At 48.4% G+C, this 20,456-nt stretch carries 16 protein-coding genes and 2 pseudogenes; 13 read left to right on the forward strand and 5 right to left on the reverse strand.

Translation table 11 applies throughout. From position 1 onward, the window contains the following. Window positions 1-46 precede the first annotated feature (46 nt). Window positions 47-2,812, forward strand: a complete 2,766-nt coding sequence (locus tag UF06_RS16335) for an amylo-alpha-1,6-glucosidase (RefSeq protein WP_045571371.1) — start codon at window positions 47-49, stop codon at window positions 2,810-2,812. Window positions 2,813-2,900: 88 nt separating this feature from the next. Here UF06_RS16335 and UF06_RS16340 read toward each other — a convergent pair whose 3' ends face one another. The 3 genes from UF06_RS16340 to UF06_RS16350 form a co-directional block, all read right to left on the reverse strand. Beyond that, window positions 2,901-3,737, reverse strand: a complete 837-nt coding sequence (locus UF06_RS16340; RefSeq protein ID WP_045571372.1) for an alpha/beta hydrolase-fold protein — start codon at window positions 3,735-3,737, stop codon at window positions 2,901-2,903. 54 nt (window positions 3,738-3,791) lie between these two features. Beyond that, window positions 3,792-4,634: a MalM family protein gene (locus UF06_RS16345; protein WP_171816746.1), complete on the reverse strand. Its 843-nt coding sequence runs from the start codon at window positions 4,632-4,634 to the stop codon at window positions 3,792-3,794. Between the two features lie 74 nt (window positions 4,635-4,708). After that, window positions 4,709-5,989 (reverse strand): carbohydrate porin, encoded by a 1,281-nt coding sequence (locus tag UF06_RS16350; protein WP_171816747.1) that lies wholly within the window; start codon window positions 5,987-5,989, stop codon window positions 4,709-4,711. A gap of 436 nt (window positions 5,990-6,425) precedes the next feature. Between UF06_RS16350 and glgX the strand changes: the two genes are divergently transcribed. Both glgX and UF06_RS16360 read left to right on the forward strand, forming a co-directional pair. Next, window positions 6,426-8,411, forward strand: a complete 1,986-nt coding sequence (gene glgX / locus UF06_RS16355; RefSeq protein ID WP_171816748.1) for a glycogen debranching protein GlgX — start codon at window positions 6,426-6,428, stop codon at window positions 8,409-8,411. A 347-nt stretch (window positions 8,412-8,758) separates the two neighbouring features. Beyond that, entirely contained in the window at window positions 8,759-9,952 is a 1,194-nt protein-coding gene (locus UF06_RS16360; protein WP_045571376.1) for a GGDEF domain-containing protein, read from the forward strand. A gap of 48 nt (window positions 9,953-10,000) precedes the next feature. On the opposite strand, the gene UF06_RS16365 is transcribed toward UF06_RS16360, so the two are convergent. Then, window positions 10,001-10,276 carry a hypothetical protein gene (locus tag UF06_RS16365; protein WP_045571377.1) on the reverse strand — a complete coding sequence of 92 codons (276 nt, stop codon included), beginning with the start codon at window positions 10,274-10,276 and terminating at the stop codon, window positions 10,001-10,003. 254 nt (window positions 10,277-10,530) lie between these two features. Here UF06_RS16365 and UF06_RS16370 point away from each other — a divergent pair, with 254 nt between their 5' ends. The 8 genes and pseudogenes from UF06_RS16370 to UF06_RS27925 all read left to right on the forward strand — a co-directional run. Then, entirely contained in the window at window positions 10,531-11,373 is an 843-nt protein-coding gene (locus UF06_RS16370; protein WP_045571378.1) for a pirin family protein, read from the forward strand. Window positions 11,374-11,975: 602 nt separating this feature from the next. Next, the gene (locus UF06_RS16380) at window positions 11,976-12,932 is read left to right on the forward strand and encodes an MBL fold metallo-hydrolase (protein WP_045571379.1); all 957 of its coding nucleotides are present in this window, start codon (window positions 11,976-11,978) and stop codon (window positions 12,930-12,932) included. Next, on the forward strand, window positions 12,922-13,236 hold the full coding sequence (locus tag UF06_RS16385) for a hypothetical protein (RefSeq protein ID WP_045571380.1): 315 nt from the start codon (window positions 12,922-12,924) through the stop codon (window positions 13,234-13,236). Before UF06_RS16380 ends, UF06_RS16385 begins: the two co-directional genes overlap by 11 nt. Then, the gene (locus UF06_RS16390) at window positions 13,224-14,090 is read left to right on the forward strand and encodes a DUF692 domain-containing protein (RefSeq protein ID WP_045571381.1); all 867 of its coding nucleotides are present in this window, start codon (window positions 13,224-13,226) and stop codon (window positions 14,088-14,090) included. Before UF06_RS16385 ends, UF06_RS16390 begins: the two co-directional genes overlap by 13 nt. Beyond that, a complete protein-coding gene (locus tag UF06_RS16395) occupies window positions 14,083-14,814 on the forward strand; it encodes a putative DNA-binding domain-containing protein (protein ID WP_045571382.1) in 732 nt (243 codons plus the stop codon). The genes UF06_RS16390 and UF06_RS16395 overlap by 8 nt, the downstream gene beginning before the upstream one ends. Further along, window positions 14,811-15,434 (forward strand): DoxX family protein, encoded by a 624-nt coding sequence (locus UF06_RS16400; protein ID WP_045571383.1) that lies wholly within the window; start codon window positions 14,811-14,813, stop codon window positions 15,432-15,434. The genes UF06_RS16395 and UF06_RS16400 overlap by 4 nt, the downstream gene beginning before the upstream one ends. A 71-nt stretch (window positions 15,435-15,505) precedes the next feature. Further along, window positions 15,506-15,700: pseudogene (locus UF06_RS24750) on the forward strand (cytochrome ubiquinol oxidase subunit I); the annotation flags it as partial. A 17-nt stretch (window positions 15,701-15,717) separates the two neighbouring features. Continuing rightward, window positions 15,718-16,515 (forward strand): annotated as a pseudogene (locus UF06_RS27925) (IS982 family transposase); the annotation flags it as partial. Between the two features lie 53 nt (window positions 16,516-16,568). On the opposite strand, the gene UF06_RS16410 reads toward UF06_RS27925, so the two are convergent. Then, the gene (locus tag UF06_RS16410) at window positions 16,569-16,850 is read right to left on the reverse strand and encodes a pyrimidine/purine nucleoside phosphorylase (protein WP_045571384.1); all 282 of its coding nucleotides are present in this window, start codon (window positions 16,848-16,850) and stop codon (window positions 16,569-16,571) included. Window positions 16,851-17,052: 202 nt separating this feature from the next. On the opposite strand from UF06_RS16410, the gene UF06_RS16415 reads away from it, so the two are divergent. Beyond that, window positions 17,053-17,568 carry a DUF2850 domain-containing protein gene (locus tag UF06_RS16415; RefSeq protein WP_082069737.1) on the forward strand — a complete coding sequence of 172 codons (516 nt, stop codon included), beginning with the start codon at window positions 17,053-17,055 and terminating at the stop codon, window positions 17,566-17,568. Between the two features lie 289 nt (window positions 17,569-17,857). Next, on the forward strand, window positions 17,858-20,392 hold the full coding sequence (locus UF06_RS16420; RefSeq protein ID WP_045571440.1) for a glycosyl hydrolase family 18 protein: 2,535 nt from the start codon (window positions 17,858-17,860) through the stop codon (window positions 20,390-20,392). The last annotated feature ends 64 nt before the right edge of the window (window positions 20,393-20,456 follow it).

Genomic DNA, 20,456 nt, shown 5'->3' on the forward strand with positions numbered 1-20,456 from the left:
ATCCTTGGCACAGTTCGCTGTGCCTTTTTTCGTTTTTGGGAAGAAAATGATGCCTATGCCCACTTTATATTTAAAAGGCACCTTTAACGGTTGGGGACTTGATACACCCTTTGTGCCAATTTCTGACTCACAGCTGCAAGTCAGCGTGGTGTTTTCCGCCGACCGCCATCAATGCAAAATTGCCGATATGGATGGCAGCGCGCAATGGACACTGGCCGCGCACCCAACCCAAGCAGTAGCGCTTAATCTCGATCAGCCACAAACGCTGATCAGCACCCAAGGCATCGGCAACGATCTCGCCTTTACTCCCAGCCAAACTGGCCGTTTTACCTTGACGCTGGACTTATCCGGCACCGCTCCCACGCTGACCATCACCTCTGGCGCAAGCAACCAACAAGCGCTCGCCCAGCGCGCGCTGCTTGATAGCGAGCTCCAAACCGAATGCGATCCGCTGCCAGCGATCGAGACACGTCAAGGTGCTCTCTCGGCCAACGAGCTGTTCGATACCCTCGCCATTGAAGAGACGGGCTCCTTTGCGTTTGTGTTTGGCGATAACATCGATGGCTACTACGAAGGGCGCAGCCACTGCTTTGTTGGCGCAGGCCGTTATCGACATCATCAAGGTTGGTACTTAGGCGGCTTTGCCGCTTTTGTCGATGGCAAATTACTGGATAAAACCCAAGCGAGCAGCGCACGTTTACTCCCTTACGGCATTGAACACCAGTTTGCCAGCGATAGCCGAGATCGCCTATCGCTGGCGGCAGGGCAACGCTTGGTGACACTCAGCGTCGAAAGCCAAAGCGAGGCGGTGCTGTCACTGCTGCCGGAGCTCAATCTCGGCCTCAACGACTGCACGATTGAAACAATTGACGACATGGTGTTGATTGCGGTGAAACCTGAGCTGTGCCCAGAAGGCGCGCCACGCTTTATCGCCATCAGCGCCAATCAAGCGATTAGCGCCAAAGAGGTCAGCTTTGATGCGTATCCTGCGCTCGATACAGCAGTGCGTCTCAACGGGCAAAATTGCAAACTGATGCTTAGTACGGTTCGAGCATGCGCTCAACTGAGTGTTTATCTCTGCTTTGAACATGACTCAGCAGAGGCGCTGCACAAGGCCAAACTGGCCGCCAAGCAGCACGCCGAAAAGCAGCATCAACAGCAGATTTATCAGTTCCTGACCGACAATTACCTATGGTGTGACGATGTGCAATACAACCGCGCAGTAATGTGGGCGAGGCTCGCCAGCCGCACGTTTGTCAGCCATGAATTTGGCGCTGGTATTTGGGCGGGTTTACCGTGGTTCAAAGATTGCTGGGGTCGCGATACCTTTATTGCCCTTTCCGGCACGTCACTGGTAAACGGTGCGTTTGACGAAGCGCGTGAGATCATCAATAACTTTGCCGCCATGCAGAAGGTGGATCTGGATGACGTCAATCATGGCCGCATTCCCAACCGCGTCACCAGTAAAACCAACATCATTTACAACACCACCGATGGTACGCCGTGGATGATTCGCGAAGTGATGGAATACATCCACTACAGCGGAGATATGGCGTTTGCCAAGCAGATCTATCCTGTGGTGAAACGCTTCATCCAAGGGGTAGAAAAACACTACTTAGGCGACGATGGCTTGATGTCGCACCGCGATCCGGATACGTGGATGGACGCCAAAATCAATGGCCAGATCCCGTGGTCGCCACGTGGACCGAAAGCCAACGACATTCAGGCATTGTGGTTTGAAAGCCTGCAAACGGCCGAACAACTGGCTCTGTGGCAAGGTGATGAGGCGTTTGCTCAGCACTGCCACCAGCTCGCCACCAAAGCGCAACAGAGCTTTGTCGCGAAGTTTTGGCAACCAGAGCTTTGCTGTTTAGCCGATTGCCTGCGTGATAGTGAAGAGGCCGATCTCAGCCCGCGCCCTAATCAGTTGATGGCATTGACCATCCCAATGAAACGTAACTTGCTTGCGGCCGAGATTGGCCAGCATGTAGTGAAAAACTGCGTTGAACAACTGTTGTTTCCATGGGGCATTTGCTCTTTGGCGCAAGATCACCGCGATTTCCACCCTTATCACGACAATCGCAGCGAATATCATAAAGATGCGGCTTACCACAACGGCACCATTTGGGGCTGGAACGCCGGATTTACCGTCAGTGCTCTGTGCCAATTTAAACAGCAAGACTTTGCCTATCAGCTGAGTAAAAATCTCGCTCAACAGATCTTAACCCAAGGGCACCGTGGCACCATGAGTGAAAACCTCGATGCGTATCAAGCAGATGAAAACGCCTTGGTGATGACAGGCACTTACGCGCAAGCGTGGTCCGTCTCTGAGTATGCGCGCAACGCGCAGCAAGATTATCTCGGCTTTATGCCGCGCCTCGCCGAGCAGCGTATTATTTTGCGCCCTGCCCTGCCAAGCGCTTGGCAGCAGGTCAAAGCGCGCCTGCCCTTTGGTCAAGATAATGCGTTGTGGTTTGAGATGACAAGCAACGAGGATGGCACTATTTACAGTGTAAAAGCGGAACGCGACGAGCCATCGATCACCTTGTTGTTCGAGCTAGAAGCAAGCGACAAACATCTGCAAATCACGGGGACGCTGCAAAGCGAGCTGCTGGTGACTATCCGCCATGGCGAGGTCATTTGCTCCCCGAGCGATGTGCACTGCGTGGAGAGTGCGGCGGTGCACTATCCATTGCTCGATGGGCTCAGCTTTGCTCAACCGGATTGGCAACGCGAGCATTCAGCGCTGACGCAAAGTGACTACTTGCTGCAAAAGCGCATGGCGGAGAAGCTCAAAATCGCGCAGGACTAAACGCGACAGAACAGATCACGACCAAGAAAAAAGCACTGGCGACCCCAGTGCTTTTTATTGGTGGCTTGTTATTGATTGGTGTTCAAGCTCAATGCTTTTCGGCTGGCAAAGCCCAACGCGCAAAGTGTGGAAAGCGCAGTGACCAAGCGAGCTCATTGTGCTGATGGCCAGCCCCTTCGATGTACTCCACCTCAAGGTTGGCTTTGTTTTGCAGCAGCGCGTGCATATCGCGCGAGCCTTGCAGATAGACTTGGGCAAAGTCACTGCGGGCGTGATCGCTGGTTTCGTCGCTGCCCATATCCATATAAATACGCATTGGGTCGGCAAGCGTGGTGCGCTCGACCAAATCAAACATCGCTTGGCGATTAAACCAGAACGCCGGCGAAAAAACGCCTAAAATGCCAAATATCTCTGGGCGCGTCATTCCCGCATACAAGCTGATGTAACCGCCCATCGAACTGCCCGCAATCACAGTGTGCTGGCGGTCGCTCAACGTCCGATAATGCTGGTCGATGTATGGTTTGAGCGTCTCTGTGAGAAAACGCACGTACGCTTCGCCTTCGCCACCAGAAGCGTGCAGCCCCTGTTTATCGCGCCCGGGCAACGCAAACTGCGCATCCATTTGCCACGGCGAGTATTCGTTAAAGCGACGTAACTCCTCTCCACAATCGATGGCGACCACAATCGCGCCCTGTCCTGATTGCTCATGCAGCGCATCTAACGTCTCCCCAACCCGCCAACTGCGGCCATAGCTGGCAGTGGCATCGTCAAACACATTCTGCCCATCCTGCATGTAAGTGACCGGATAGCGGCGCAAAGTGGTGTGATAGTCACGTGGCAGATAGAGACGAATGGCTCGCTCGCGCGCCAACTGCGGCATGTGAAAAGCATCCAGAATCTGCAAACGTTCAGGATCAAATGCCATGACAAGCTCCTTAAAAATAAGACGCTCACCAGGAGCGTCTAAAAACGAAGGGATTTATTTCATCTGATTGACCGCGCGGACAAACGTCTCTTGCGCGCCGGGAATATTGAGCGCTTTGGCTTCATCTAATAGGCTCAGCGCTTTAGGAATGTCGCCAGCAGCTACGGCATTCTCAATCGCTGATAAATAGAAGGTTTGCGATTCAGGCTGCGCTTTAATGGTTTTTTCTACGACTGGCGTTTGTACCGATTGCACGGCTTCTGCCACGCGGAATGGACGCAATTTACGCGTCTCAACCTGCAACTCAATACGTCCGCCTAAACGATAGGTATAAACCGGATCGGTGACCATCGGCATCACTTCACCAAATTCTTTGGCGCGTATTTTCGCAGGATGGTCAACCGTTACTTGTTTGCCCAATTGATCGGCAGGAGTGTAAATCACAAAGTACGGGGTTTGCTCTGCGTTGGTGGTGAATTTTTCAATATAACGTGTGCGGGTGAAAGCATCGGACGGCAAAATCTGGAAATCTTGCAGTTTTAAGGTCTCAACCACTTGAAACTGTTTATCCAGCAGCAGCACTTCTGGCGCAAACACCGAGTCATCAATCATCAGACTGGAGACCGTCACCACAACATCGCCGCTGCGCTCGCTAAAGCGAAATGCCGCAAAGTGGCTATTGCCCGCCGCAAAAGTGCCCACCGGTGAGGCAAGATCGACATCAAACTTGAGATCTTCGTTATCGTTAAGCTGAGCATAAGGAAACTGAGCAAAATCGGTGCAACAGACTTCGGCATTAGTCGGAGGAGTAAGCTCTGTTTGCACCTTGGCATCCGATGCACAACCGGCAAGCAAGGCACCCAGTACGACCGCTAACAAAGAGTGTTTGTTTTTCATTTTATTTCTCACTATAGGTTGTAGGATACAAAGTCAAAAAGGCAGCCCGTGGGCTGCCTTTAATACTAAATGGTTTAGAACCAAATTTCAGCGTGAACGCCAACAACGGTTTCGTCTTGTTCGCCGTTGATACCTTTGTTACCAACACCATCTTCAAGCGCTTTCATGTAAGCAATGTAAGGCTTGATTTGTGGGCGACCGAAGTAGTCCGCATTAACAGTAAAGATTGGCGCTGCTTCAACAAACATCCAAGAACCGTCTTGTTTATGCCACTGTTCAGCTTTCTCTACTGCGTAAGAAGCTGTTACTTCGAAACGGAAGTTGTCGTTGATCTTGAAAGAAGGACGCGCTGCAAACATAGTGCGAGAACCACCATCGCCAAGACCCCATGCGCCGATTTCCATCATTTCCCAATGAGTGAATTCAGTACCTAATTGAACAGTGTCTGAAATATTCAACACACCGTAAGAGGTAATGAACAGTGAGTTATCGTCTTCTTTAAAGGTATCGTTCCATTCACCGAAGTTGACACCACGGTTTGTTGCCATACCTTTACCGTAAGCGATACCCGTTTGTGTCCAACCATCTAAACCATAGTAGCTTGAGTTCAGAGTGACAGAAAAACCAACGCCATTCTCAGCTTCATCCGCTGCACTCGCATTGTTTTTGTCTTGTTTCATGAATTTCGCGTCAAGATCTAGGCTACCAATGCCAACATCCAAACCGTAGAAGTAAACATCAAGAGAAGTACGGGTTTTGCGCTCTAAGCTTGAATCATTAACAGTATTTTTCGGGTCTGCAGACACAGCAGCAACACCAAATTTATGGCCAGCCAGTTTTGTTTCAAAACCTGCGCCAACACCTGAAGACTGTTTCCAGAATTCGCCCGACAGAATACCTGCACTACGGTTTAGGAAACGTTGACCAGCCCAAACGACAGAATCTTCACCGAGATAAGGAAGTGCGCCCAGTTCAACGAATGCTTCTTTCACTTCGAACTGAGAATTTGTGTTGTTCTTTTGGTTACCTGAAGAAGAGTAAGCGTAAGAGTTACCATTACCATACTCAGCACGAACGTTGTAATTTGCCCACACACCGCTTTCGTACTCTGTATGTTTCTTAACAACAAATTCAACTTGGTTTGTACTTTCACTGGTCGCAGAAGAACCAGCAACATGGTAGTCACCTTTGTTAAAGGTAGTAGCATTAGTGTTACCATCAATTAGACGGTAGTTCGAAGACATATAACCGTGAACTTCCCATCCATCGGTTGTAACGTCAGTACCAGCAGCAAAGGCAGTACCTGCTGCTAAAGTAGAAGCCACTGCGGCAGCGATCAAACTTACTTTTTTCATTCTTAACTCCATTAAGGGTATTTATCGTTCTGTCTCCCCGCTCGCTCTCAAGATGAAGTAGGCAGTAGAAATCACCTAAAGAAAGAGAGGTAAGATGGGACAAGGTCCCCAGTTGTTTCAACACAGACTATGCTAAGAGAGGAGGAACAGAATGGCGTCCTCCGCCCCAAAAAAAAATGGGGGGGATGAGAAAGGAGGATAGATTTTACCGAACGATGTTTAATAGAGCAGGATCACTGAATTAGGGTGGAGTTAGTAACTTTGCTAGAGATCTTCGCGCTACAAAGTGAGGCGCAATTCATATTTTTGCCAACAATGGTAGGTAGAAAGTAATTTTATTACATTTATATTAATCCCTGAGGGGCGCTTGACCTCTTTGTGACAAAGTTTTTTACTAATAGTTCCGAATATGGATAAAGACCCAAGAAAAATAACCATGACAGCATCGCTCTCACGCCCATACCCTCTGGGCGCTACGTTACACGAAACGGGGTGCAACTTTGCCATACATGCACCGGACTGTCCGTCGATTCGTTTAGCTCTGTTTGATGAAAAAAAACAATTCAAAACCTATGAGCTCGAGAATGAGTACGCGGGCATTCGCTACACCTTTGTTCCGGGCATTAAAGCTGGGCAAAAATATGGCTATCTAGTGGATAGCGAAGAAGGGCCATTGCTCCTTTCCGATCCCTATGCCAAAGCCTTAGATGGGCCACTGCATTACAAGACCCCTTACAGCGCAGAAAAAAGCTTCGCCATGCCCAAGTGCGTGGTCTATCAGGATGATTTCGATTGGCAAGATACCGATCACCCTCGTATTGCACGTGAAGAGATGATTCTGTTTGAAACGCATGTAAAGGGAGTGAGTAAACTTCACCCTGATGTTGCGGTGAGCGAACAGGGTCGGTATTTGGGCTTAGTGAGTAAGCCCATGCTGGCGTTTTACAAAGAGCAAAACATCAACACCTTACAGCTCTTGCCCATTGCCGCCTGCATGCACGAGCCGCATTTGCTCGATATGGGCAAAGTGAACTATTGGGGCTACAACCCTTATTTGTTTATGGTTCCTGACCCGCGCTACGCCGACAAAGACGCGGTGCTTGAGCTTAAAACCGCAATTCGGGAACTGCATCGCCACGGTATTCAAGTGATTTTAGATGTGGTCTATAACCACACCGCAGAAGGCGGCGCTGGCCCAACCGTGTTTAACCTAAAAGCGCTCGATTCACGCTTTTACTTTAAACATGGCAGCCATTTTGCCAATTTTACCGGGTGCGGTAACACGGTGGATCTCACCTATCAACCTGCGCTCAACTTGATTATGGATACCTTGCGCTACTGGGTAAGTGAGTTCAAAGTCGACGGATTTCGTTTTGATCTCGCAGCCACGCTGGGCCGTCAAGGGGATGACTACAACCCGGAAGCGGCATTTTTCAAAGCGGTCGCGCAGGATCCCATTTTAAAAGAGACCAAATTGATCGCCGAACCTTGGGATATCGGGCCAAATGGCTACCAAGTCGGCAATTTCCCATTTGGCTGGAACGAGTGCAACGACAAGCTGCGCGACATCACTCGCAGCTTTTGGCGTGGCGATCAAGGCTATCTCAAAGAGTTTGCCACTCGCCTGATGGGTTCTCGTGATATCTACAGCGCGGCAAACTGGCCATACAAACTCACTGTGAATTACATCACGTATCACGACGGTTTCACCATGCAAGATCTGGTGTCTTACAAACATAAGCACAATGAAGACAACGGCGAACAAAACCGCGATGGGCACGGTGACAACCGCTCTGAAAACTATGGCGTAGAAGGCCCCACTGAGAACTTGATGGTGATCGCCACGCGTGAAAAGCAAAAGCGTAACTTTATGGCGAGCCTGCTATTCGCCTTTGGCATTCCGCATGTTTTAACCGCCGATGTGTTGTCTCACACGCAAAAAGGCAACAATAACGCCTATTGTCAGGACAACGAAACCAGTTGGCTCAATTGGCAATCATCAGAGCGTAAGCGAGATTTTAAACACTGGCTTTCGCAGATGGTGGCGAATCGACAGACCTATATGGTGCCGTTTATTCGCGCGTTCAGTGGGGCCAACCGTAACCTCAACCGCATTTTTTGGCGTAGAGTGGATGGCTCACCGATGGAGCACGAAGATTGGAATCGTTTGAGTGCGGTGGCACTGCATATTGGAATTGGCAAAGATGGCGCGGAAATGGTCTATCTCATCAACCAAACCAGCGCCCCAGCACGTTTTACCCTGCCTAATGACAGTAAACAAACCTGGACGCTGATCTGCGATACCAACGTACGTAACATCTCCCCTGGTCACGCAGAGGGTGAGTTACTGCTCTCTCCAGTGTCGATGGCGATATTACACTATCAGCCCCAAGAAGCGCCCAAAAGCAGCCTCGTTGATTAACACAAGGCAGAGGCTGGTCGAAACCAGCCTCTCTGATTTTGAGACCATTGGCTTTTTAGATTATTTCGCTATTAAACAACATTCTTAATGTTTCTTTTTGCTATACATTTTGTCACCTATTGATAGTCAATTTTTTGCCGACAACCCCCGTAACACATTACATTCTCTTGCTTTAAACCCAAGAAAGCCGATGGCCGCAATGACAAATATCTAACACAGCAACAATCCATTGAGTCTCACATACCACCACACTTAACTAATACTTTTGAGCTATTGGTTAAAAAATCCATTTCTCAACTACAATTACGCTGTGAAGGAGTACAGGTTGCAGAATTTATTGAGGGAAAATGGCCACTTTAGCAGGACAACATATCGAAGAAATGGCAGATATAAGGCTGACGAGAAAGCGCAAAATTGTCAGCATTGGGTCACTCGCGTCCTGCGGGCTGTTTCTCTACCACACTATTGAACAAGCGTTGGCGGCTCATCTGAGTATTGCGCTACTCAATGGTGCGTTTGCTTTGTTGAGCTTATTGGTTTTTGCTTACCTTCAGCACAGCCGTAAGGGCCTTAATGCCGACCTGATCTTGAGTGCCATTCTATTGCTTGGCGCAATGCCGATGATTTTCCACACCACACCAAACCCAGATCGCTTGCTGTGGTTGTTCCCCATTCTAAGCGCAGTTATCCTACTTAACCGTTTTAAAATCGGCGTATTACTGAACTCGCTTTTCTATCTTACGGTTTGCGTGATTCTGCTTGTCAGCCATCCCGTGCAAGGGTATCCGATCCAAACGGCCTACAGCCTTGTGATCGCCTTAATTTTCACTAGCCTTATTTGTCATGCCTTTGCGTTTTACCACTACCGGTTGATCAACTACGTCCATTCTCTCTATCTCGAAGGCATCGAAGATCTCGCCTATACCGATAAGCTCACTGGGTTAGCCAATCGCTGGAGTTTCGAGATCTGGGCAAAAGAGAAGCTCAAAGATATAGACGCCACGCCCACGACTTGCATCACCGCGCTTATCTTCATTGATATCGACAATTTTAAAACCATCAATGACAACTACGGCCATGATGTTGGCGATAAGGTGCTGCAACACTTTGCTCGAAGGCTGAAAAATAACATCCGCAATAAAGATCGTCGCACCGACAAGAATGATTATTCCATCGCCCGTTTCGCTGGCGATGAATTTGTTTTGATGCTCTATGAGGTAAAAAATCGCCAAGATCTGGACAACATCCTCAAACGCATCATTACGCTCTATCGCACTGGCTATCAAGCGAATCAGCGGATTCAAGGTTTGACCTTAAGTGTAGGTGCGGCGATATACGGGCAAGATGCCTTTGAGCTCTCAGAATTGACACGCTGCGCGGACAAAGCCATGTACAAAGCCAAGCACGCAGGCAAGAATCGTTTCACTTACTACAACGAGGACGAGCAAAACCACTTTAGTCACCCGTTGGAAACGTATCAGACTGCCTCTATGTCGAATGTGTCACCCTTGATACCTCGCCAACGCCCGAGCAAATATTAACGATTCGCACAAAGCCTAAAAGGAACAACATTCATCCAATGAGCCTAACTAACCCTCCATATACATCAGCCACAAACAGACCGCTAAAAAAGTGCATAGCCAAATAGCATAACGCACTTTATTGATTTTGTTTGGCCGCGGTTGTACCACAGGCTTTAACGCTGCCCGTTTGGCCGCTTCAATGATAGTAGGGCGCTCTTCCAACTGTTCTTTTCTTACCTGCGCTTTGTTCGCCACCGAGGTAAATCTATGCCGCTGCTCGTTGGTCAGATCCGGCACTTCATAGCGAGGGGAATGGTCACTGTGCTTCGGTTGTACAGACACACTACACCTCCGTTTTGACTAGGCTATTGTTAGTATAGTCAATTCCCCCTATGACGATTTAAATACCTCTCTCAAATGAGAGTGAAAACCGTAAGCATGTGTTTCCGACATGCTGAATTGTCCAGATCAGGATGCCAATTTTCTCGCCAAAACACTTGCTGGTTTTCAAATCTTTCGAACATGTTGAACAACTTTCCAACCTGCTCTCATTCGACGAATGTCATTAAACTCATTGGAAAAACAAGGAGTCAGCCATGTCCTCATACCGCACTGTAAAACAACTCCATCGCGCCGTTCGAACCTCAGATGGTGATGGGGTTAATATTCGTCGTGTCGCGGGTTTTAACCAACCGAACTTTTCTCCTTTTCTGATGATTGACGAGCTGAAATCAGATAAGGCGGCCGACTATATCGGCGGCTTTCCACCGCACCCGCATCGCGGTATTGAAACCTTGACCTATATGCTCAATGGCCATTTTCAGCACAAAGATCACATGGGGAATGTCGGAGAACTGAGAAGTGGTGGAGCTCAATGGATGGCGGCAGGTCGCGGCGTGATACACAGCGAAATGCCGATTATGATGGATGGGCAGCTGCATGGGTTTCAAATCTGGATTAACCAGCCAGCCAAAAACAAAATGTCGCCAGCGCAATACCACGATTTCCAGCCTGAGAGCATTACCGAAAAAAGCCATCCTGACTGGGGCATAGTTCGCGTGATTGCCGGAGCGCTATCTATCGATGCGCATGAGATCGCTGGCCCACTGCAAAGCAGTTCGATAGCCATGACCATTGCCGATTGGCGCAGCAACGCCTCCCATGAGCTCACGGTCGAGATCCCGGCAGACTTTCAATGTTTAGTGTTTGTCTACCAAGGGAAAATTGCCATTGACCAACACCTTATCAGTGCAGGGCAACTCGGCGTCTTGAGCAGCGCAGAACAACTGAAACTGGCGGCGCAAGAGGAAAGTGGCGCCCTAATTCTCGCTGGAATGCCAATCCATGAACCCATCGTGCATTACGGTCCTTTTGTGATGAACACCGTGGAAGAAATTGAGCAAGCTATTAAAGATTACCAAACAGGTCACTTTGTCTAATTAACCTGAACTCGGGTTAAGAATTGAAGGGAACTAAAAGCGGGTTCTGCGATCAGATCTTTCGACAAAGCCGCGTTTGGTTCTTTAGACCGTTGAAGTACTGGTATTTAAGAGCTGACCTATTTCAGCGTCTGTATGTTGCCTGTGATTTGCCAGTAAAAGGATCTGAGCACGCTTTAGCTTTCTGGCGTTGTGCTTCCCTTTACTGGTGAGTTCGTTAAGTTCAGCAATTTCTTCACAGATCAGCTTAAAACGGTAGGAGATATTCATGGCATTATAGGCTTCATTCTTAAAACCAATAATTGATCATACTCCGGTAAAAATGTCGATCTCTAAGACGGGAAAATGTCTGGAAAATACACAAGAAACAAGGGCATTACCCTTCGCGGTGCCTTTTTACATTCTGATGCTTGTTCTGCTCAAATCAATAACGTTCAATTTACCTGAACAAGGCTTTAAAATTACTAGATATAATTAACCACCAATATTGGATATCTTATTCCCGTGCTTTGACGGACATCAAAAACAAATCGTTTTTCTTGCCTCTTCAACACTTCTTTGGATGCTCACCCAAAGAAAACAAATAAGAAAAGGTATTCGATATGAAACAGCCTTTAAAAGCGTTAGTGCTGGCTCTGGGGTTATCGCTCGGAGCCGCCAACAGTTACGCGATCTCTCTCGAACCGCTCGACAAAGATTTTACTTTGCAGCTTCTTGGCTCTGGCGGACCAATTTCTGATGACCTTCGCGCATCGTCTGGTGAACTGGTTTGGTGGAAAGGAAAATCACGCGTGATGATCGATGCCAGTGGCGGTGTCTATCTGCGTTTCGGTCAAGCGGGCGGCAAACTGGAAGACTTAGACTTCCTTGGTTTAAGCCACTTTCACACCGACCACGTCGCCGACGTTCCAGCCCTGCTAAAAGGTGGTTACTTCTTTGATCGTGAAGATCCACTCGATATTGCCGGTCCGAAAGCGGGCTCTGCATTCCCTAGCCTAACCGGTTACATGCAAGCGCTTTTCGACGGTAATAAAGGCGCTTACGCATACTTGAATGGTTTGTTTGATGGCAGTGATGGCTTGTTCCCTATCACTATTACGGATGTGCCATACAAAACTTCCCAAGGCACCAAGGTGTACGAGCAAGATGGGTTGACCATTTATGCACTAGGCATCCCACACGGCGACGTACCTTGCCTCGCTTTTCGAATCGAAAGTGCCGAAGGAGTGATGGTGATTTCCGCCGACCAAAACGGCAGTAACCCTGACTTCATCGACTTCGCTAAAGGTGCGGACATCTTATTGATGCCATTGGCAATTCATGAAGAAGCCGACGAAGTCTCGTCATTTCTGCACGCTAAGCCATCGGTTGTCGGCAAGATCGCCGCAGAAGTGAACCCAAAACTCTTGGTGCTTAACCACTGGATGGGCTTAGGTCTAAAACTCAAACCAGCTTCCATCCAGATCGTTAAAGAGTACTACCACGGTCAAGTTATCGCTGGTCACGACTTATCTAGCTACCCAATGAGCGCAGCGAAGGAGATGTCTCATGAACAATAAACTCGCTCTATCTATCGCGATGACGTCTGTCATTACTTTGAACTCAGGCATGGCGTTTGCCGATGCACCAACCGAAGATCCCGTTGAAGCTCAATCCAGCTCTCAACATGGTGGTAAGTGTGCGGCTGGTAAATGTGGTACAGAGAAACGCTTTGAGAAACAAGAGCTAAAGAACGATCCACAAGGTCGCTTGGTCCGAGCTCGTGACGGCAAATGTGGCGTGACTGGCGAAGGTATTAACCCTTCAGAAGAAACCATCAAACTCACCAAAAGCAAAATAACAGGTGGCGTATGCGGACAATAACCGATACATCAAAAGGGATTGGGCTGCGCAGCGAACACGTTGATTTGCTGTGTCAGTTGCCCGATCACCCAGATATCAATTTCCTCGAATTAGCACCGGAAAACTGGATGAATATTGGCGGCTTGAAACGTGAACAGCTGCAAGACATTGCTCAATATTATCCTCTTGTCGCCCATGGCTTGAGCTTATCGATTGGTGATTGCCAACCGTTAAACGACTCCTTTGTACGAGACGTCGCACGCTTTCTCGATGAATTTAATATCGACATCTATAGCGAACATCTGAGTTTCTCTAGAGACAATCAGGGCTATTTGTATAAACTGCTTCCGATCCCTCGACATAAAGAGAACATTCCGTATTTGGTCGAACGCATTCAACGCGTGCAAGACATTATTCAGCGTCCATTGGCGCTAGAGAACATCTCTTACTACCACGATTACGGACATGAAATGCCGGAAGCCGAGTTCATCGCTGATGTGTGTGAGCGCAGTGGTTGTGAGCTGCTTATCGACATCAACAATGTGTTCGTCAACAGCCGAAATCACCATTTCTGCCCTTACGACATGCTGAGCACTTTACCAAGCGACGCGATTCGTTATTACCACATTGCGGGTCACTTGAAAGAGCGTGATGACTTCTTGCTCGATACCCATGGTAAGCCAGTGCCTGATGAAGTGATTGATCTGGCTCGTTACACCTACTCGGTGCATGGCAGCAAACCTTTGCTTCTTGAGCGCGACCACAATGTGCCGTCGCTGCTTGTTCTGGCTGAAGAGCTTCGCAGCGTTCATGGCGAGATCTTGGATTTCAGCCAAACACTCGAAGTTTTGTGTAAGGAGGTGCCCAATGCTTAATCCTCCGAGTAAAATGCGCGCGCAAACTGAGTCCATAACGGCTCTGATTCGCACGCCTACAAATCAGCATGCGCAGTGTCGATATAGCGAATTTATCCGCGACAACATCTTGGGTGTCGTTGCGAATACGTTCCCTCTATTTTCTTCGCAGTTCGCTGATGACCAACTGGAACGCATGGTGAATGACTTTGTGGTGATGCATGGCGCATCCGAGCCTGAATTTCATCATATTGCGACCGAGTTTGTTCAATTTTTGCAGCAGAAATCGCATCAAGATTCCAGCTCCATTTCTGCCGACCAGAAGGCGTTATTGGAATATGAATGGGTGGCGTTCAATGTTGAAATTGACACCTTAGTCGCAGCATTCAGTTCTTCCTCGAATCCGATATTCGAAGAGAACCAAGTGCTGCAACTCAACCCAACATTAAGGCTGATCGAAGTGCCTTTCCTGCTGCATCAAGACTCCGTGACTTTTCTCACTGACAGGCGTCACCCTGTATTTTATGGCGTGTATCGGAACTCACAGCATCATGTGATATCGCAAAAGCTCAGAGAAGTGGATGTCGCATTGATTCAGTTATTACAACAGCAACCAAACCTGACTCTGACTCAACTACAACAAATGATTGCTCAGCAACTCGCCAGATTCAGTTTCATGGAGTGGGCTCAACACTTCAGTGAACTAGGACTCGTCAGCGTCCGCCCTTCAGGAGAAAAATTATGATTAAGTCAGCCCTTAATTGGTTCGACGGTCTCGTCGAGAAATGCAGAAGATACGATTACTTAGCGTTGCTTGCGATTCGTCTCTACCTCATTCCGGTCATTTTTGTCGGTGCTCGCTCTAAGGTGTTGGGCTTCTCTGGCACCGTCGCGTGGTTTGGCGCATCCACCGCAGATGGTGGTTTGAACTTACCATTTCCCGAGTTGTTAGCGTTTCTTGCCGCAGGTACGGAAGTTCTTGGCTGTATTTGTATCGCATTGGGTTTATTTACCCGAGTGATGTCGATTCCGATGATTTTCTTGATGAGCGTTGCTAGCGCAATGGTGCACTGGAAACACGGTTGGGATGCCATCGCCACCAGCAGCATGGAAGCAACCGTACGTTTGAACGGCTTTATGGAATGGTTAGCAACCAACTTCCCAGGTCGATACAACTACATCACCGAATTGGGTGACCCTGTGATGCTCAACAACGGTATGGAGTTCACGACCACCTACTTTGTGATGTTGCTGGTGCTGTTCTTCTATGGCGGTGGTCGCTACGTAAGCTTAGATTACTGGTTGAGAAAACCCTTCTCTCGCACATTAGCAAAGGCGCAATTGACGCGCAACACCAAGCTTTAACGCTTAACTAAACAGACCAATAATAACCTTATCTAACCCGCTACTCTGTTAGCGGGAAGGAGCCCTTATGTTTGCTTCTGTCTCGGTTTCAGTTCGCTAGTACCGCACTCTATCACTTTATATTCGTCCCACTGACCATAGGTTTGTCTTTCTTGCTCACCGTTATGGAATCTTTGTTCGTCGTGACGGGAAAAACCCTCTACAAGGACATGACCAAGTTCTGGGGTAAGTTACTCGGGATTAACTCCGCAGTGGGCGTCGCGACTAACTTCAGCTTGGGAGTGGGGAACGTAAGCGTCATCGCAAAGGTCGCATGTCCGAAAGCGAAGTCATGACCATCATTATTGCTTTTCATATGTCGCACCAACGGGATTTTAAGAACTTCTATCTCGGCATTATCCACCGATACCACAAGAATGAATTTCCAACCCTGCTCAGCGACACGCGTTTTCTTGAAGTCATGCCTTCCGTATTAGTCCCTCTCAGTTCTTTCTTCACCTATCTGAAAGGAGAGCCTACAGGCATGGAGTTTATTGACTCTACGAGTATCAAGGTCTGTCACAGCTTACGTATCCCAAAGCACAAAGTATTTCAAGGGACAGCGGCGAGAGGAAAAAGCTCAATAGGGTGGTTTTATGGGTTTAAGCTGCACATCACCACGAATCACCTTGGTGATATCGTTGCCGCCAAACTCACGCCTGCGAATACGGACGATAGAAAACCCGTTCGTGAATTATCAAAAGGGCTGCTCGATAGGCTTGCGGACAAAGGCTATATCAGTAAAGCCCTTAGCGACGATTTGAAGGACGATTGAATTACCTTGATAACGACTCACCGTAAGAATAGGAAACCTGAATTTCTTGCTGCTTGGGACAGAGTGATGTGGCCAAAAAGGTTCGTCATTGAGACCATCAATGACCAACTGAAAAACATCTCTCAAATTGAGCACTCTCACCATAGGAGCTTACATGGTTTCATGCTGAATTTACTTGGTGGCTTAATCGCTTACTGTCTAAAGCCAGAAAAGCCATCGCTAAATATCACTGACACCGAAAAGTCAGGACTGATGGCGGTGGGTTAAACCGATCTCAGGTTAATTAGAGAAAAGGGCCCGAGATTCGGACCCCTTTGTTTTTATAAGTATTCGCACAGATAAGCAGTGGCGATTTCAACCTGTAAATCGAAAGAAGATTTTCCCGCCACTTCAAACGCTTCACCTGCATTGTAGGTACTCCACGTATCCTCTCCGGCGCGCTTAATGACCAAGGAACCTTTAATCACAGTCATGCGCTCAGGGGCATCGGTACCGAAAGTGTAATTGCCTGGCAACATCACACCCACGCTACTGTCTTCGCCATTTTGTTCGAAGCCAAGAGATTTAACGGTACCTGCAAAATAGCTGTTTTCTTTGATCATTGTTTATCCTTAAACACTTCAATTACCGCTGGATGCGGAACCTCTTTTTACCGTGTTTTCCCATTGACCTCAAGCCATTCCTCGCGTGGCGATAAAAAAGCTCATCACCACATCGATCACACAGAAAAGTACAAACTTTCGGAGGGAAATGTTGCTAATTGGGGACAAAAAAACCACTATTAGCCATGAACAAGGATGATGTATGAACACAAGTAAAGCCACCAACGAAAATCGTAAACTGGACGACAATAGAGAAGCAGCAGAAAGAAGGCGTCGCATCCGGCGCACTTTGATTGCCTCAACAGTAACGCTGTTTTTCCTTGCCTTAGTGACTTATTTTTCCTACCGAATTTATATCGAATACCAGAAATACATTAACCCAGCGAATGTGTATGGTGATTGGATTGAAATTGGTGCGCCCCCCTATCAAACCGAAATACTGACCTTGAGTGAGACAGGCGTTTATCGCAACAATCGTTTGATCGCCACCAGCTATCAGTTTAATGGCAAACGCATCACCATTGAGACGGGGATTGGTTTGACCGTCTACCAACTGACCGGTAACGACAATTCCCCTCAACTACGCCGTATCGTCCCTGACTCTCCATCTCAGCGGCTGGTGAAAAAAGGCTATGAAGACACCATTTTGCAAAGTGTTGACGGTGCGGCGCAAGATCGTCGCCAAGCATTGCGAGAACATTTCAACATCTCCAATTGATGAATTCTCCGATGGTGAAATCACTGACATATGGCCAAATTATGTCAAACTGCAAAATTTTCACCATGCTGTACGATAATTTATAAAACTTTATGCCACGGTTCCATTTTCAATGTAACACGTACTTTTCTTCCATCAATTTCTCTCTGGTCACTCGAAAAGCGCCTTAATTTTTTTTGCTGAAAAAAAAGACTCTTCAATACTGTCCATGATGCCAAGTGAACGCATTCACTGGCAGCTTATGTCTCACTTTTTAATGACATAACATTCAAGGACTGAGAGAAAAATGATGAACAAGTTAAACCTATGTGCAGCGAGTATTGCGTTGGCTCTTTCCGGAACCGCGCTTGCCGTACCTACCGCACCCAGCTTGGATCTGTATGGCTCCAACAATCTGCAGTTTTCAAAAATTGAACTCGCGATGGAAACCACGGCTGGTTACAACCAGATGGTGAAATATCATGACCAAGCCACCATATCGGTGAAATTTAATCAATGGAGTGGCAATACTGGCGATACATACAATATCTACTTTGATGGCGTTAAAGTGGCCTCTGGTGCTATCTCTGGTAGCCAGACCACAGCCACTTTCCAGTATGGTAAAGGCGGTTTATTCCAGATGGAAATCGAAGCTTGTGATGCCACAGGCTGCGCAAAAAGTGCCCCCGCAGAAATTACCATTGCCGATACCGATGGTGCGCACTTAAAACCGCTAGTCATGAATGTTGACCCCAATAACAAGTCTTACAACACGGATAAAAATACCGTAGTAGGCACTTACTTTGTTGAATGGGGCATCTATGGCCGCAACTACACAGTGGATAACCTTCCGGCACAAAATCTCACTCATATTCTCTACGGTTTTATCCCTATCTGTGGTCCAAATGAATCGGTCAAATCCGTTGGCGGCAACAGTTTCAACGCACTGCAAACCGCCTGTCAGGGAGTGCCAGATTATGAAGTGGTGATCCACGACCCGTGGGCCGCTTACCAAAAAAGTTTCCCACAAGCCGGGCATCAGTACAGCACGCCAATCAAAGGCAACTACGCGATGATGATGGCGCTCAAACAGCGTTATCCTGATCTGAAAATCATCCCATCTATCGGCGGCTGGACTTTGTCTGACCCATTCTATGACTTCGTTGACAAGAAAAACCGTGACACCTTTGTTGCCTCGGTAAAACGCTTCCTGACCACATGGAAGTTTTACGACGGCGTTGATATCGACTGGGAATTTCCTGGCGGTGACGGCGCAGCAGCAGATAAAGGCGATCCGATAAATGACGGCCCTGCATATGTGGCGCTGATGCGTGAACTGCGCGCCATGCTAGACGAGTTAGAAGCAGAAACAGGCAAAACTTACGAGCTGACTTCCGCTATCGGTGTCGGCCATGACAAGATCGAAGATGTCAACTATGCCGATGCAATCCAATACATGGATTACATCTTTGCCATGACGTATGACTTCTACGGCGGTTGGAACAATGTGCCTGGACATCAAACGGCATTGTACTGTGGTAACTTTATGCGCCCCGGCCAATGTGACGGTACTGGCGTCGATGAGAATGGCGTACCATACAAAGGCCCTGCGTACACCGCCGATCACGGCATTCAGTTGTTGCTTGCACAAGGCGTACCTGCGAACAAGTTGGTACTAGGAACGGCGATGTATGGCCGTGGTTGGGAAGGCGTGATGCCGAGCACCCTCACCGACCCAACCGATCCGATGACAGGCACAGGCACAGGCAAACTGAAAGGCAGCACAGCCCAAGGTGTTTGGGAGGATGGTGTCATCGATTACAAAGGCATTAAGTCTTACATGCTCGGGCCAGATAATACCGGCATCAATGGCTTTGAATATGGCTATGATGCACAAGCTGAAGCGCCGTACGTTTGGAACCGTAGCAAAGGAACGCTGATCACCTTTGATGACCATCGCTCAGTGCTCGCCAAAGGTGCTTATGCGAAAGCGCAAGGCTTAGCGGGCTTGTTCTCGTGGGAAATTGATGCCGATAACGGCGATATCCTCAATGCTATGCATGAAGGTTTGGCTGGCAGCGTGGTGACACCACCCAACAAAAAACCCACGGCTAATGCGGGCGCTGACATCACGGTTGTCGCTCCTGCGACTGTCACGCTCGATGGCTCTGCATCCAAAGACGCGGAAGGCCCAATCACTAGCTATGCGTGGAAGCAAGTCAGCGGTACAACGGTGACATTAACTGGCGCAAACAGCGCGTCCGCCAGCTTTAGCGCAGCGGAAGTGGCCGCCGATCAATCTTTGGCGTTCCAACTGACCGTCACTGATGCTGATGGTGCCAGTGCAATCGATACGGTGGTGGTCACAGTGAAAGCGAAAGATACTGGCCCAGTCAACACCGCGCCAGTTGCGAAGGTGAGCGCGCCTGCAACAGCCAACGCGGGTAATGTAGTGGTAGTAGATGCTTCGGCTTCTTCCGATGCGGACAACGACGTATTAACTTACACTTGGCAGTTGCCACAAGGGCTGAACGCACAAGTCAGCGGCTCGAAAGTGACCTTCACCGCCGCAGAATACAGCGCAGATACTAACCTAGTTTTCTCGGTCACCGTGAGTGATGGCTTAGCAAGCTCGGTCGCTTCTACAACGGTTGTGGTGGCGAAGAAGGACAGCGGCAGCACCTGTAGTAATGCATGGGATGCGTCCGCCGTTTACACTGGTGGTCAGCAAGTCACTTACGCAGACAAAACTTGGCAAGCGAAATGGTGGACTCAAGGTGATGATCCAACCAAATCTGGTCAATGGGGCGTATGGAAAGAAGTGGGCCCTGCTAACTGCAACTAACCTCCGTTAGTTACTTAATCCACTAAGAAGCAAGATCAGGTGCAAGCACCTGATCTTTTCTTTC

Source organism: Vibrio sp. S234-5, from assembly GCF_000960595.1.
GTDB lineage: Bacteria > Pseudomonadota > Gammaproteobacteria > Enterobacterales > Vibrionaceae > Vibrio.

What these genes read in the sequence shown, in the direction of transcription:
- UF06_RS16335 (WP_045571371.1), top strand. Translation starts at nt 47, where the DNA reads ATGATGCCTATGCCCACTTTATATTTAAAAGGCACCTTTAACGGTTGG.
- UF06_RS16340 (WP_045571372.1), bottom strand. Translation starts at nt 3,737, where the DNA reads ATGGCATTTGATCCTGAACGTTTGCAGATTCTGGATGCTTTTCACATG.
- UF06_RS16345 (WP_171816746.1), bottom strand. Translation starts at nt 4,634, where the DNA reads ATGAAAAACAAACACTCTTTGTTAGCGGTCGTACTGGGTGCCTTGCTT.
- UF06_RS16350 (WP_171816747.1), bottom strand. Translation starts at nt 5,989, where the DNA reads ATGAAAAAAGTAAGTTTGATCGCTGCCGCAGTGGCTTCTACTTTAGCA.
- glgX (WP_171816748.1), top strand. Translation starts at nt 6,426, where the DNA reads ATGACAGCATCGCTCTCACGCCCATACCCTCTGGGCGCTACGTTACAC.
- UF06_RS16360 (WP_045571376.1), top strand. Translation starts at nt 8,759, where the DNA reads ATGGCCACTTTAGCAGGACAACATATCGAAGAAATGGCAGATATAAGG.
- UF06_RS16370 (WP_045571378.1), top strand. Translation starts at nt 10,531, where the DNA reads ATGTCCTCATACCGCACTGTAAAACAACTCCATCGCGCCGTTCGAACC.
- UF06_RS16380 (WP_045571379.1), top strand. Translation starts at nt 11,976, where the DNA reads ATGAAACAGCCTTTAAAAGCGTTAGTGCTGGCTCTGGGGTTATCGCTC.
- UF06_RS16385 (WP_045571380.1), top strand. Translation starts at nt 12,922, where the DNA reads ATGAACAATAAACTCGCTCTATCTATCGCGATGACGTCTGTCATTACT.
- UF06_RS16390 (WP_045571381.1), top strand. Translation starts at nt 13,224, where the DNA reads ATGCGGACAATAACCGATACATCAAAAGGGATTGGGCTGCGCAGCGAA.
- UF06_RS16395 (WP_045571382.1), top strand. Translation starts at nt 14,083, where the DNA reads ATGCTTAATCCTCCGAGTAAAATGCGCGCGCAAACTGAGTCCATAACG.
- UF06_RS16400 (WP_045571383.1), top strand. Translation starts at nt 14,811, where the DNA reads ATGATTAAGTCAGCCCTTAATTGGTTCGACGGTCTCGTCGAGAAATGC.
- UF06_RS16410 (WP_045571384.1), bottom strand. Translation starts at nt 16,850, where the DNA reads ATGATCAAAGAAAACAGCTATTTTGCAGGTACCGTTAAATCTCTTGGC.
- UF06_RS16415 (WP_082069737.1), top strand. Translation starts at nt 17,053, where the DNA reads ATGAACACAAGTAAAGCCACCAACGAAAATCGTAAACTGGACGACAAT.
- UF06_RS16420 (WP_045571440.1), top strand. Translation starts at nt 17,858, where the DNA reads ATGAACAAGTTAAACCTATGTGCAGCGAGTATTGCGTTGGCTCTTTCC.